The 13498-nt window shown below is 56.5% G+C and carries 15 protein-coding genes; 4 read left to right on the top strand and 11 right to left on the bottom strand.

Annotated elements, in window-relative coordinates; all coding sequences use genetic code 11:
• The first annotated feature begins 542 nt into the window (after window positions 1-542).
• The 3 genes from BLU05_RS13270 to BLU05_RS13260 all read left to right on the top strand — a co-directional run bounded on the left by BLU05_RS13270 (window position 543) and on the right by BLU05_RS13260 (window position 3664).
• Window positions 543-1709, top strand: a complete 1167-nt coding sequence (locus BLU05_RS13270; protein ID WP_091880692.1) for an acetyl-CoA acetyltransferase — start codon at window positions 543-545, stop codon at window positions 1707-1709.
• A gap of 113 nt (window positions 1710-1822) precedes the next feature.
• Window positions 1823-2533, top strand: a complete 711-nt coding sequence (locus BLU05_RS13265) for a class I SAM-dependent methyltransferase (RefSeq protein ID WP_091880691.1) — start codon at window positions 1823-1825, stop codon at window positions 2531-2533.
• Window positions 2534-2632: 99 nt separating this feature from the next.
• Window positions 2633-3664 carry an asparaginase gene (locus tag BLU05_RS13260; protein ID WP_175540602.1) on the top strand — a complete coding sequence of 344 codons (1032 nt, stop codon included), beginning with the start codon at window positions 2633-2635 and terminating at the stop codon, window positions 3662-3664.
• On the opposite strand, the gene BLU05_RS13255 is transcribed toward BLU05_RS13260, so the two are convergent.
• Window positions 3657-4976: a TIGR03808 family TAT-translocated repetitive protein gene (locus tag BLU05_RS13255; RefSeq protein ID WP_175540601.1), complete on the bottom strand. Its 1320-nt coding sequence runs from the start codon at window positions 4974-4976 to the stop codon at window positions 3657-3659. The genes BLU05_RS13260 and BLU05_RS13255 overlap by 8 nt on opposite strands.
• 107 nt (window positions 4977-5083) lie before the next feature.
• Between BLU05_RS13255 and BLU05_RS13250 the strand changes: the two genes are divergently transcribed.
• Complete coding sequence (locus tag BLU05_RS13250) at window positions 5084-5557, top strand: GreA/GreB family elongation factor (RefSeq protein WP_091880685.1); 474 nt, start codon at window positions 5084-5086, stop codon at window positions 5555-5557.
• A 50-nt stretch (window positions 5558-5607) separates the two neighbouring features.
• Here BLU05_RS13250 and BLU05_RS26205 read toward each other — a convergent pair whose 3' ends face one another.
• From BLU05_RS26205 to BLU05_RS13205, 10 genes are all read right to left on the bottom strand, one after another.
• Complete coding sequence (locus tag BLU05_RS26205) at window positions 5608-5760, bottom strand: AbrB/MazE/SpoVT family DNA-binding domain-containing protein (protein WP_175540600.1); 153 nt, start codon at window positions 5758-5760, stop codon at window positions 5608-5610.
• Window positions 5761-5839: 79 nt separating this feature from the next.
• Window positions 5840-6832, bottom strand: coding sequence for a magnesium/cobalt transporter CorA (corA, locus tag BLU05_RS13245; RefSeq protein ID WP_091880684.1), 993 nt, complete (start codon window positions 6830-6832; stop codon window positions 5840-5842).
• A 1-nt stretch (window position 6833) separates the two neighbouring features.
• Window positions 6834-8966, bottom strand: a complete 2133-nt coding sequence (gene scpA, locus BLU05_RS13240) for a methylmalonyl-CoA mutase (protein ID WP_091880682.1) — start codon at window positions 8964-8966, stop codon at window positions 6834-6836.
• Window positions 8966-10405 (bottom strand): methylmalonyl-CoA mutase subunit beta, encoded by a 1440-nt coding sequence (locus BLU05_RS13235; RefSeq protein ID WP_091880681.1) that lies wholly within the window; start codon window positions 10403-10405, stop codon window positions 8966-8968. Before BLU05_RS13235 ends, scpA begins: the two co-directional genes overlap by 1 nt.
• A gap of 186 nt (window positions 10406-10591) precedes the next feature.
• Entirely contained in the window at window positions 10592-10951 is a 360-nt protein-coding gene (locus tag BLU05_RS13230; protein ID WP_091880679.1) for a GFA family protein, read from the bottom strand.
• 156 nt (window positions 10952-11107) lie between these two features.
• A complete protein-coding gene (locus BLU05_RS13225; RefSeq protein WP_175540599.1) occupies window positions 11108-11569 on the bottom strand; it encodes a hypothetical protein in 462 nt (153 codons plus the stop codon).
• Between the two features lie 184 nt (window positions 11570-11753).
• Window positions 11754-12320 (bottom strand): GNAT family N-acetyltransferase, encoded by a 567-nt coding sequence (locus BLU05_RS13220; RefSeq protein WP_280139034.1) that lies wholly within the window; start codon window positions 12318-12320, stop codon window positions 11754-11756.
• A 50-nt stretch (window positions 12321-12370) separates the two neighbouring features.
• Window positions 12371-12601, bottom strand: a complete 231-nt coding sequence (locus tag BLU05_RS13215; protein ID WP_091880676.1) for a hypothetical protein — start codon at window positions 12599-12601, stop codon at window positions 12371-12373.
• 104 nt (window positions 12602-12705) lie between these two features.
• Window positions 12706-13116, bottom strand: a complete 411-nt coding sequence (locus tag BLU05_RS13210) for a GFA family protein (protein ID WP_091880675.1) — start codon at window positions 13114-13116, stop codon at window positions 12706-12708.
• Window positions 13117-13181: 65 nt separating this feature from the next.
• Window positions 13182-13496: a cupin domain-containing protein gene (locus tag BLU05_RS13205; protein WP_091880674.1), complete on the bottom strand. Its 315-nt coding sequence runs from the start codon at window positions 13494-13496 to the stop codon at window positions 13182-13184.
• Window positions 13497-13498 lie beyond the last annotated feature (2 nt).

Genomic DNA, 13498 nt, shown 5'->3' with positions numbered 1-13498 from the left:
AAAAGTTTTGGGTAATATGGGGCAGTTTTCACCCCCCTCTGTCCTGTCGGACATCTCCCCCACAAGGGGGAGATCAGCCTTCAATACGGTCTTTGCACAATCTGAAACATTTCCGGTTGTGCAAAGGCGTTCATGCCAATGTGATCTCCCCCTTGTGGGGGAGATGTCCGACAGGACAGAGGGGGGTAACTCTGCAGAGCAATTGGGCGTGGCCCGTGGTTCGACAAGCTCACCATGAGGGACTTGGGTGGATGCAAGGCTAATCGCAAAGATTGCCGCATAAAGGGTGCAGAACTTGGCTCCCCTTCATCACCCATCTCCCTCATGGTGAGCTTGTCGAACCACGAACCACGAACCACGAACCACCTCAACGCAGCCAGCTACAAAGCTGACAAAGCAATAAACGACTCTCCACACCCTCCCCACCAGCACGATAATTGCCAAACACCCCACCTCGGTATTGCACTGCAACAAACCCCTTTACCTTGAAGCACAGCGGGTTCATGCTTACCTCAACAAGAATGACATTTTGGAGGAATGACATGACAGCCTGTATCGTTGGATGGTCGCATCTGCCTTTCGGAAAACTGGAAGGTGAGAGCGTCGAAAGCCTGATCGTGAAGGCGGCGGTTGCGGCGCTTGATCATGCGGGTATTGGTCCGCAGGATGTGGACGAGATTGTGCTGGGTCATTTCAATGCCGGGTTCTCGCCGCAGGATTTCACCGCCAGCCTTGTGTTGCAGGCCAGTGATGCCTTCCGCTTCAAGCCCGCCACGCGGGTGGAAAATGCCTGCGCCACCGGTTCGGCGGCTGTGCATCAGGGTATCAAGACCATTCGCGCCGGTGCTGCGAGGGTTGTACTGGTCGTGGGTGTCGAGAAGATGACATCGACCCCCGGACCCGACATCGGCAAGAATCTGCTCAAAGCCTCCTACCTGCCTGAAGAGGGCGATATTCCTGCCGGTTTTGCCGGTGTGTTCGGACAGATTGCAGCGGCCTATTTCCAGAAATATGGCGACCAGTCCGATGCGCTGGCGACGATTGCTGCCAAGAACCACAAGAACGGCGTCAACAATCCTTATGCACAGATGCGCAAGGATCTGGGCTATGAGTTCTGCCGTCAGGAAAGCGAAAAGAACCCCTTCGTTGCCGGGCCGCTGAAGCGCACGGATTGCTCGCTCGTCTCCGATGGTGCTGCGGCACTCGTGCTGACCGATACGCAGACCGCTCTGAAGATGAAGCGCGCTGTTGCATTCCGTGCGGCGAGCCATGTGCAGGATTTCCTGCCGATCTCCAAGCGTGACATCCTTCTGTTCGAAGGCTGCTCCGAAGGCTGGAAACGTGCGCTGGATCAGGCAGGGGTGACAATCGACGACCTGTCTTTTGTTGAAACCCATGACTGCTTCACCATTGCAGAACTGATCGAATATGAGGCGATGGGCCTGGCCAAGCCGGGTGAGGGTGCCAAGGTTGCACTCGAAGGCCAGACGGCTATGGGCGGGCGTCTGCCTGTCAATCCATCCGGTGGTCTGAAAGCCAAGGGCCACCCCATCGGCGCCAGCGGCGTTTCCATGCATGTGCTCTCGTCCATGCAGTTGACAGGCGAAGCGGGTGGCATTCAGGTGCCGGATGCCAAGCTTGCGGGTATTTTCAACATGGGCGGCGCTGCGGTGGCCAATTACGTGTCGATCCTCGAACGCATCAAATAGGCATGAGCCTTAGTAGAGGTTTTCAATCCGGGACTTGAAGTCCCGGATTCTTTGTTTCAAAAGCACATTATAAATCCATGAATTGAATCATCTTTTTCCGACGAGGAAATGCCATGTCGAACGGATGGAAAGAATCGGCCTCCGCATGGATCGCCGAACAGGCTGATGATGGCGATTATGGCCGTGTCTATGTCCTCGACCGACCCATGCTGGAACGCATCAGCGGCCGCAGCTTTAAAAACGCCCTTGATGTCGGCTGCGGCGAAGGCCGCTTCTGCCGCATCCTCAAAGACCTCGGAATCAAGCCGGTGGGAATCGACCCCACCGAGGAACTACTTGAACAGGCACTGGCCAGAGACCCCGAGGGGGACTATCGCGTCGGCTATGCGGAGGCGCTGGAATTTCCCGACGCGTCTTTCGATCTGGTGGTGAGCTATCTCAGCCTCATCGACATTCCCTATCTGCGCAAAGCCATTGCCGAGATGACCCGCGTGCTCGCGCCGGGCGGAACTTTGCTGATTGCCAATCTCAACAGCTTCAACACCGCAGGACAACCCGCCGGTTGGCAGCCCGATATCAATGGCGATCCACGCTTCTATGTCGATCATTATCTGGAAGAGCGCGTCGACTGGGTGGAATGGCGCGGCATTCGCATCCAGAACTGGCACCGCCCGTTGAGCACCTATATGTCGCTCCTGCTTGGCCAAGGCCTCACCCTGCGCCACTTTGCCGAACCCGCCCCCTATGGCGGCGATCCCGATAAAGCCGACCGCTATCGCCGCGTGCCCTATTTCCTGATCATGGAATGGGAAAAGCCTGCCTGACCGGAATAATTCCGGCGCGCAGCTTTCTCCATTGGAAAGGGAAACGGAGCGTCCTATAAGACCATCAATTCGGGCCGATTTCGGTCTATTTCCTGTTCAATGGTGGACGTCATGAGCAATCCTGTTCTGGTTGAAGTTTTTCGTGGTGAAACAGTTGAAAGCCGCCATCGCGGTGCAATCGTTGTCACCGATGGCGATGGCAAGATTGTCTATTCCGTTGGGGATATTGAGCGACCGACTTTTCCCCGTTCGGCAATCAAGGCGATACAGGCGCTGCCGCTGGTGGAAAGCGGTGCTGCTGATGCCTATGGTTTTGGCGATGAGGAGCTGGCGATGGCTTGCGCTTCCCATTCGGGCGAGCCGCTGCATGTGAAAAAGGCTGCCGATATGCTCGGCCGGGCCGGGCTTGACGGTTCGGCGCTGGAATGCGGCGCGCATTGGTCATCGGATCAGGCGGTGCTGATCGCCCTTGCCAGAAGCGGGCAGGAGCCGACGGCGCTGCACAATAATTGTTCCGGCAAGCATTCCGGCTTTCTGTGCACCTGCGTGCATTTGGGGATTTCGACATCGGGTTATTCGTCGCTTGGCTCACAGTCGCAGAACATGGTGTGCGAAGCCATGGAGAGCGTGACCGGCGCGGTCCACTCGCTTGATCATTGCGGCACCGATGGTTGTTCGATCCCGACTTATGCCATTCCGCTTAAAAACCTTGCCCATGGCTTTGCCCGCATGGCGACTGGGACTGGTTTGCCGCCGGTACGTGCCAAGGCCGCCAAGCGTCTGCTCAATGCCACCATGGCCGCACCCTATTACGTCGCTGGTACCAACCGCGCCTGCACCCGCCTGATGGAAATGGCACCGGGGCGGATTTTCGTCAAAACCGGTGCGGAAGGCGTGTTTGTTGCGGCCCTGCCGGAGTTTGGTCTTGGCATTGCGCTGAAATGCGATGACGGCGCCACTCGCGCATCGGAAGCGATGATCGCATCGGTTCTCTCCAGGATTTTCCGCAATGATGCGGAACTGGAATCAAAACTTGATCGGTTTGCGGACCGGGAAATGCGCAACTGGAATGGCATCACCTATGGTGTTGTCAGCCCCGCCGATATTCTGACTGAAGCCGATATCAACTAAGAATATTGCGCTCAACGATCAGGCGACTATTGCCGCTGGCATTTTGCCTCGCAAGGTCGCCTGTCACGGCATCCATCCAGCGATGGCCGATAATGCCGCCGCGTAGCGCCTTTTCGATGATGTTGTCAGTGATAATGGCAGAACCAACACCGTCGACCATGCTGACATAAATGCCTGTGCCTGCCTGCCGGATGACGTTTCCCGTCGCCACCACATTGCGCAGATACGGCCCCCAGCCAAGCTTGATGCCATAAAGCGCCGCGTTCTCGATAAGATTGGCGGTCACGGAAATATCCGCTTCAACGCTGATGCCGATACCAAAGCCCGGTGCATCGGCGGGATAGGGGCCAATTGCCGAGAGGTTGCGCACCACATTGCCGGTGCAGGTGCCCATGCGCCCGCCGCCATCGAAATTGACCATGGAAATGCCGCTGGCCGCGCCATCGACAATATTGTTTGAGATGACAGCCCCTTCGAAGGCAAACTCCGAGTAAAGTGCCATCTCGCCGCTGTCACGGCAGTTATTACCTGTGATCTGCACATTGTTTCCGGCATTGGCGCGCACGGCAGAAAAGGCGCACTTGTTCAGAACATTATTGGCAACCAGCACATTGCCGGCGCGAAACACATTGATGCCATTGCCATTCTGCCCAGTGCCGCCACCATCCGCCCGGATGTTCTCGACGCGGTTGTTGGTCACGATCGTTCCGTCCGGCCCCTGCGCATCGCGAAACACCAGAATTCCGCCATTGCCGCAATCATGAACATGGTTCGCAGCTATCTCCAGACCGCTGGATTGCGAGGCGAAAATGCCCGCATCCGCAGCCCGTTGGATACGATTGCGTTCGATCCTGCCGTCGCACCCGTACAGCGCTATGGCATTTTTGGTTGAAGCAGTGAAATCGCAATCATCGATGACGAGTTCGGACACATTGGTGCCTTCGACCAGCGCTTTGCCGGTGAGTGGTTGGCTTGCACCATCGATGACAAGTCCGCTCAGCCGAACCTGATTGGCATTGCTGGCATTGAGGAAAGAACCGGCGCCGCCGTAGAGAAGGCGGGTTGCGCCGGGAATGCCCGCAAGATTGGCGCGCGAAGGAAGATCGACACCCGAAACAATATAGGTTCCCGGCGACAGCAATATCTGTTCGCCAGTGCGGCTCGCTTTCTGCAAAAGTCTATTCAGCGCTTTTCCCTGATCGTCAGGTGAGCCCGGCTTCAACCCGGTTGACGATGCGGCAAAGACACGGACTGGCAACACCGTTGCCCCCAATCCGGCCATTACGCCAAGCATAAGACGTCTGTTGATCACGGATATTTCCTCACGATCAGCGTTTAAACCAGTCAATACAGACCGGCCTTCTGACTGTCCGATTGATGGCACTTGCAGCAGGGGCAGGCAAGGCATACCTTTATCGGATGAGCAGAGCTTTCACGAAGGAAGATGACAGCAATTCCTCGATTGATCTGGGCGAGCGTCCCATCAGTCCGCACCGGAATCTTGTGACCGAAAACGGCCTTGCGCTGATCGATGCGGAAATCGCCGCTTCACACGAAGAACTGGCCAAGGGCAACGCCGAGGCCGACCGCGACCTGATTGCCCGCGCGTCACGCGACCTGCGCTACTGGACGGCCCGCCGCGAGACTGCGGAGGTGTCGCATCCCGATCCCGCCAGCAAGGTCGTGCGCTTCGGCATGATCGTTACGATCATTGACGAGCATGACAAGACGCAGACATGGGCCATTGTCGGCGAGGACGAAGCCGATGCCAGCCACGGCAAGATTTCCCATGTCTCACCCATGGCGCAACTAATGTTCGGCAAATCAGTCGGCGACAGCTTTGTGCTGAATACGCATGAATGGGAAATCAGCGCGATTGATACGGCGCCGTAACGTGAATCTGTATGGCAGGAACGCGGGCTAAGCTTTTATTTAGAACAATTTTACGAGGCCCTGCGGATGGGTATGAGTTCAAACCCGTAGTCAGTCACGATAAGTTCTCGCTCGTCGCCGGTTTTGAGATTGTAGCGTTCTAGAATCTCATCCGGAAAGATGAAACCTACTTCGTCTCCGACCTGTATCAGCGTAACACGCATGATCTTTGCCCCAGTGTTGTAAGCGGATTACAACATCTGTCGGTAGGTTCATCAAGGCCATTGATCTCATCACTTCGTCTTAGAGCCAGCCCTTTTTGCGGAAGATCAGGAGCGGGATGACAGCCGAAGCGATCATCATGCCGATGGCCATGGGATAGCCCCAAGCCTCTTTGAGTTCAGGCATGAAGGCAAAATTCATGCCGTAGATCGAGGCGACCAGCGTTGGCGGCATGAAGGCTACGGCGGCGACGGAAAAGATTTTGATGATAGCATTCTGCTCGATGGAGATCAGTCCCACCACCGTATCGAGCAGGAAGGTGATCTTGTTGGACAGGAAGTCGACATAGGTGCTCAGTGATTGGGTGTCGCGCTCCAGTGACTTGATCCAGGCCTTTGTCTCTTTCTTGTAGCTGTTCTGCTCGGTAATCGCGGCAAGGTAAACGAGCAGACGGCTCACACCGGCAATGCTTTCCCGAACCTTTGACAGGAACGCGCCCTGACCGCCGATACGGGTAAGGCTGTCGCGGAAATTTTTTGTCGTCATCGGCTTGTCAGTGTCATTCCGGCGGAAAATCGTATGGGAATTCTGGTCGATATCGGAGGCAACGCCTTCAAGAATATCGGCGATCCGGTCCGTTACCGCTTCGACAATGCCGAGCAGAATGGTCACGCCACTGCATTTTTCATTGATGAGGCCATTGCCGGGTTTTGTGGCGCGGCTGACGTAAAGGCTGAACGCCCTTGGTTCGGCGTAGCGCACAGTCACCAGAAAGGAACCCGTCAGGATGAAGGAGACAGGGCTGATGGCGTGGTGTTTGTGCTCGGTGAAATAGAGGATCGGCGCTGTCAGGTACTGTCCGCCATTTTCCGTATAGAACCGGCTGGATTCTTCGATTTCCACCATGTCCTCGCGCGTCGGAATGGCGGTCTTGGTCCAGGTCTCAGTTTGGATATCTTCATCATGGGTCGGATTGAGTAGATCAATCCAGACTGTATTGTCAGGCAAGGTATCACCCACCTTGGCGGGACGGGCGAGAAGATGGTCTTCTTCGAGTGTGTATAAAACGATCATGTCACAATGAATCCAGCAAAGTATCGATCAACTTTTCTGCAGCTTCGCCAATCACGGTTCCGGGCGGGAAAATCGCCGCTGCACCAGCCTTGAGCACAGCGTCAAAATCCTGAGGTGGAATGACGCCGCCGACAATGATCAGAATATCGTCGTGTTCGCGGCGGCCCAGCGCCTCTTTCAGCTCGGGAACAAGGGTGAGGTGCCCGGCGGCCAGCGAGGACACACCGACAATATCAACATTGCTCTCGATGGCGAGCTCAGCCACCTCATCGGGTGTCTGGAACATTGCGCCGACGATGACGTCAAAGCCGAGATCGCCAAAGGCTGTCGCAATAACCTTCTGGCCGCGGTCGTGGCCGTCCTGACCCATCTTGGCGACAAGAATGCGCGGCTTTTCGCCCGTCCGTTTTTCATAGGCGGCAGCTTTGGCCTGAACCCGGTCGACAACCCCGCTCTTGCCGATTTCCTTGCGGTAGACGCCCGATATGGTGCGGATATCCGCAACATGGCGGCCATAGGCTTTTTCCAGTGCCAGCGATATCTCACCAACTGTTGCGCGCGCCCGTGCAGCTTTGATGGCAAAATCGAGCAAATTGCCGGTGCCGGATTTTGCCGCGCTGGTGAGCGTCGCCAGCGCACTTTCCACGGCGGAGACGTCACGGGTGCCCTTGAGCTGTTGCAGCTTGGAGAGCTGCCGCGCCCGCACTTCGGCATTATCGATTTTCAGAACATCGATTTTGACATCCTCAACCGGGCGATAGGAATTGACCCCGACCACCGGCTGTTGACCGCTATCGATCCGCGCCTGCGTTCTTGCTGCCGCTGCCTCGATGCGCAGTTTGGGAATGCCCTGTTCGATGGCCTTTGCCATGCCGCCGAGCGTTTCGATTTCCTCGATATGGGCGAGCGCACGGGTCGCCAGATCATGGGTCAGGCGCTCCACATAGGCGGAACCGCCCCATGGATCGATGATCCGCGTGGTGCCGGATTCCTTTTGCAGGATCAGCTGTGTGTTACGTGCGATACGCGCCGAATGGTCAGTTGGCAGCGCCAGCGCCTCATCGAAGGAATTCGTGTGCAGCGACTGGGTATGGCCCTGCGTCGACGCCATGGCTTCGATCATGGTGCGCATGATGTTGTTGTAAGGGTCCTGCGCGGTGAGCGACCAGCCCGAGGTCTGCGAATGGGTGCGCAGTGACAGCGAGCGCTCATCTTTCGGGTTGAAATTCTTCTTCAAAAGCACTGCCCAGAGCAGGCGTGCGGCCCGCATCTTGGCGACTTCCATGAAGAAATTCATACCAATGGCCCAGAAGAAGGAAAGGCGCGGCGCGAAAGTGTCGATATCAAGCCCGGCGGCGACACCGGCGCGGGCATATTCGATGCCGTCGGCAATAGTGTAGGCAAGTTCGAGATCGGCGGTCGCTCCGGCTTCCTGCATGTGATAGCCGGAAATCGAGATGGAGTTGAATTTCGGCATGTTCTGCGAGGTATAGGAGAAAATGTCCGAAATGATCCGCATCGAAGGCTGCGGTGGATAAATATAGGTGTTGCGCACCATGAACTCTTTCAGAATATCATTCTGAATGGTTCCAGCGAGCAGTTTTTGGTCGACGCCCTGTTCTTCGGCTGCAACAATATAGAGCGCCAGAATGGGCAGCACAGCGCCGTTCATGGTCATGGAAACGGTCATTTCGCCGAGCGGAATACCGTCGAACAGTTGCTGCATGTCGAGAATGGAATCAATGGCAACACCAGCCATGCCGACATCACCGGCCACACGCGGATGATCGCTGTCATAGCCCCGGTGCGTGGCAAGGTCGAAGGCAACGGAAAGACCCTTTTGACCAGCCGCCAGATTGCGCCGGTAAAACGCATTGGATTCTTCGGCGGTGGAAAAACCGGCATATTGCCGGATCGTCCAGGGCTGCTGCACATACATGGTTGGATAGGGGCCGCGAATGAATGGTGCAGAGCCCGGATAGCTATCCAGATGCGGCAGGTTCTTCAGCGCCGCATCGCCATAGGCACGCTTGACGCGAATACCCTCGGGCGTCTTCCAGACGCCAGCTTCCGGTTTGCGAGGCGCTGATTTGGGCTCTTGCCAATTGATCTCGGTAAAATCTGGAACGCGCATTATTCGGACGCCTGCAATGTTTGATCAATACGCGGGAAGGTCAGCGGCTCGCAATGAACCACGCCATCCGTCGGCAAGGGCATGTGGGGTGCATCGAGCACCGTCACCGGACGTTCCTGTTTCGCCGGAAAAAGTGTCGTTCCGATGATGGCGCGCTTGCCGGAGCGATAGTCGCGGCTGCGTTCCTCGCGCGCGGCAATAACGCGCTGCTGGAACCGGTCTTCGACGAGGCTTTGCAGGATACCGCCTTCCTTTTCCAGCGTCTGGAATTCCTTCCATGCGGCTTCGCAGAGCGCTTCGGTCAGGGCTTCGATAGCACCCGAACCACAGCCGGGATCGGCAACGAAAGCAAGATTGCTTTCATCGGCAAGCACAAGTTGGGTGTTGCGTGCAAGTCGGCGGGCAAACTGGTCGGGCAGGCCGTGAGTGATGGTATGGGGCAGAATGGCAAGCGAGTCCGCACCGCCAACCGCCGCTGCAAAGGCCGCGATTGTTGTACGCAGCGTGTTGGTTTCGCAGTCCAGCTTCGTCATCATGCGCCACGAGGTTTCCGCATGGATGGTTGCCTCGGATGGCCGGATGCCGCAAGCCTCCTGCAACCGCGCCCAAAGGCGGCGCAATGCCCGCAGTTTGGCAATGGACAGGAACTGGTCCTGATCAACGGCGATGGAAAAGCCGATATGCGGCGCGGCATAAACGATTGGCTGGCGTGCTTCCTCGAACAGGCGGAAGTGCCCGGCGGCGATGGACAGCATGGCGCCGAGTTCCTGTGCCTCCGTGGCACCGGCATTGTGATAGACGCGGCCATCCGCCTCCAGCACAATCCCCGGCAGATCGGTAGAGAAAAAACCGGCCAGCGATTGCGGCAACGACGCCTTCAGGGCGGCGAGCGTCATGCGCAGGCGGCCTGTTCCGGCCAGAGTGGCTGCCGGGTCAATACCCAGCGAGAAACTCATCGTCTTGGGATCGACATTGCGCGGGCGCATGTAATCGACAAACCAGTCGGCGCAGGCACGGCTTTTCGGATGCACATCCATGCGCAGGTGGATCATCTCCAGATGCACACCGCGCAACACCTGATCGACAGCTTCGCGCGTCGACGGCAACCCATAGCCAAAGGCATTGGGCGCGCCTTCGAAAACCAGTGAAATACCGGTTGCGCCATTTTCCAGATCTTCCAGAAGTTGTTTGTTGGCACGGACTGGGTCCGGATCGTCGATGCGCTGCACAATATGCCATGGCTGCGCCGGATTGCGGCGCGGTGTCAGTTGCGCCTTTTTGCGACGCTCGTAAAGCGGCTGGATAGCAATATTATCGTCAGTCCGGGAGACAAGTGTCTCCTTGAAATCAACCCCCTTCAGGGCCTTCTGCGCCAGCTTGACCCAGCCCTCGTGGTTTGTTGCCGCAAAGGCTGTATCCTTGAGTATAGACGCGTCCATGCTCACTCCCGGTCGAATCGCACCGCTTTCCCGTCGAATGAAATCATTTCGGCAGAAAACCGGCGCAATTGTTGGTTTTCAGGCTCAAATAACGCAATCCGTGCGCAGCCCGACATTTTCTACCAACTTTACGGGGTGTTATGCTGCTACGCAATAAAACAAAATATGTGGCGCGGAGATATTGGGCTAGTCCAGAAAGGTCCACGTATCGGCGCCATCGAAGTGGCGAAGGCGTAAACCCTTGATATCAGTCGGGTTCATCAGGCCTGCATTGATGCCCATCCGATCCGCGTTCTCCTTGTCGGTGCTTTCCCAATGGGTCACACAGCCGCAGATCTGGCAATGATGCATCGCCAGCGTGCGATCTCCCTGAACATAGGCGACAGTCGTGCCTTCGCCTTTGGTGAAGGTCACATCTTTGGGATGGTAATAGGCCCAGAGACCGCCGACACGGCGGCATATGGAACAATTGCAGGATTGGAGGACGTTTGGCCGCTCGGCAAGTTCAATGCGAACGGCGCCGCAGTGGCATGAGGCTTCAATCATGGTTTCCTCACTGTGATACCTATGCCGGATGCCCTGTCTGAAATATTGGAAACTGTTTGAAATCGTCCACTCGATAACTCCCTGTGCATCCGTCACAGACGCACAGGGGAAATGAGTAAGCCTTACTGTCAGTTTCTGGCAGCACTGCGTTATGCGTCAGTGGTTGTCTCCCTGACGGGGCATGATGATCCGTCCACCGGAATCAGACCCGCCAGTGTCACCAAGCGGGCGCATCCGTCCGCCGCCATCTGGAGCCGGGCCGGGATCGACGCGCGGCGGCATAACCGGGCGTGGTCGCGGATCGGGCCGCGGACCGGGGTCAGGCCGTGGGCCGGGATTGACGATCGGCCGTGGGTTGTCAGGACGTCCCGGACGATCCCATCTTCTGTCGTCACGACGATCCCATCGTCTCCCATCGCGCCAGTCGCGGCGGTCATAGCGCCTGCCGTAGCGCGGGCCATCATAATAGGAATCGTAGTAACCACCGCCGTAGCCGCCGTAGTAACCACCATAGCCGCTCGATCCCTCATAATAGCCGCCGCTGCCTTCAACGCATCCGGAGAGCGCGAGGCCGGAAACCCCGATCAAAGCTGCGAAGACAAAAGACTTGATAGACATCGTGTTTGCTCCTGACGAACAACATTCTTGTTTACTCAAACAAGTTCAGTGCTCAATGGTTCCTTAAATCGGTATTGTACGCCAGCGCAATCAAGCAGGAGATGCATGATTAACGGTCACAATTGCACTGTTTTCGTAATCAATCGTGTCCCATACCGAAACGTCTGCAGCTATGACATCAGATTTAGTCTGCAACACGCAAGTATACATGCTCCATTCCGTCAACGTCGTCCATTTCCTCGCCCACTTTGACGAAACCGAACTTTCGCGCGATCCCTAGTGAAGGCGCATTGTCGGGAGAGATGGATAAGACGAAATGGCTGATACCGTGTGCATCCCGCGCCCAATCCATGATGGCTCCCACCGCTTCGGATGCATAACCTTTGCTGCGATCGTGGCCAAAGATCCGGTAACCGAACTCGACGGCATTACGGGCATATTTGCGGAGATAATCAGGGTCGGGGCGGCTGTGAAATCTCACATGCCCGATCATTCTGTTTTCGTCCGGCAGCATAACCGCTCGCGATGACCATGGCCGATAAAGTGGGTCTGCTTTGAGTTGATCAAGACCGAATCGGAATGAACTCGCGTGATCCAGCACTTCTCCCGGTATTCTGACACCCAGCCGTTGTTCGACGTCCGCAATCTGTCCAGCCAGCAAAGCCGACAGGTCTTCGCCTTCCATAAGCCGGAGCACAAGGCGCGGAGTAATGATGTCAGTGATGGGAAGGGAATTGTGGTCTGGAATCATGACCGGCAATCTATCTGCCCGCGCGAATTGATCAAGCGGGCAGTATGTCATTACGAGCGAACAGCTGGCCCCTTGTCGAGTATTCTGCAGAGTTGCACAAATTCTGTGGCATCTACGGGCGTATCACCATTGATATAGACGCCGGATATATCCCGGAGCTGGGGGATTGCCATGCACGCCTGGTCGACGCTGGGGTATTTATGCTCGGTCGAAGCCAGATTGCCGTCAAGGGTGAGCACGATTGTTTCTGCGTCGCGATTGACATCAGACGGATCGATCACTTGGTCCTCCTGGTGTTGATTGAAGTGCGAGTGCCAATTTTACGGCAAATGACAGCCGTGCCAAGTCTTGAAAATTCCACCTTGTGGATAACTGGGAGCAATGGCTAGAAACTCTCGCATTCATAGGACTTTGCGCAAGGCATGTCTGGGAGCCAGGGCAGGGCAGACCGCAGCCACACCTCCTTTCGCGGCACAAGCTCGTTGCGCTGGGCCAGCGATCCAACCCGCAGGCCATAATGAGTCGGGTGTTCATCGGTGCTTGTAGAATAGAGGGGAGTACCGCAATGCCCGCAAAATCCTTGCATCCGCTGCCTGCCGCTATCGGCGGTTTTTCTATAGGTTTTGGGCATGCCTGTGATGAAATGCAGACTGCTGGCCGCTGCAGGAACCGAGACCCGGAAGGCGGTGCCGGTCAGTCTCTGGCAATCGGTGCAGTGGCAGATTGTAACGCTGTCGGGGTCTATTTCAGCTTCGAATTTGATCTGGCCGCAATGGCATGAACCATCGACTTTCATTTCGTTCTCCGTTGAAGCAGGGTGCATCTAACCCCATAAACAGAACAACAACCGTGAAAGTTCCCCTAGACGATAAGTGCTTCCGGCTTCTTGATCTCGATTTCAACAAAGGCAATCGGATGTGCCGAGCCATTCATGACATCATGCCGGATACCGGACGGGCGCTGATAGGATTGGCCCGCAACGAGCGGGACATCGGTAATATCGGTTCCGTTGTGAATCCGCAGCGTTCCATCCATGAGCATGACAACGAAATAGGGCCATCCATGCTCGTGCCAGCCGGTAACCGCACCCGGCTGGAAATCCCAGCGGGTTATGCGCACGGCGTCATCATCCTGCTGAACGGTGGGAATTGCGGGCAGATCGCACTGGAATGCCAATT

The organism is Phyllobacterium sp. OV277, from assembly GCF_900104355.1.
GTDB lineage: Bacteria > Pseudomonadota > Alphaproteobacteria > Rhizobiales > Rhizobiaceae > Phyllobacterium.
The sequence above is the reverse complement of the archived record's forward strand: the minus strand, read 5'-3'. Positions and strand labels throughout refer to the sequence as shown.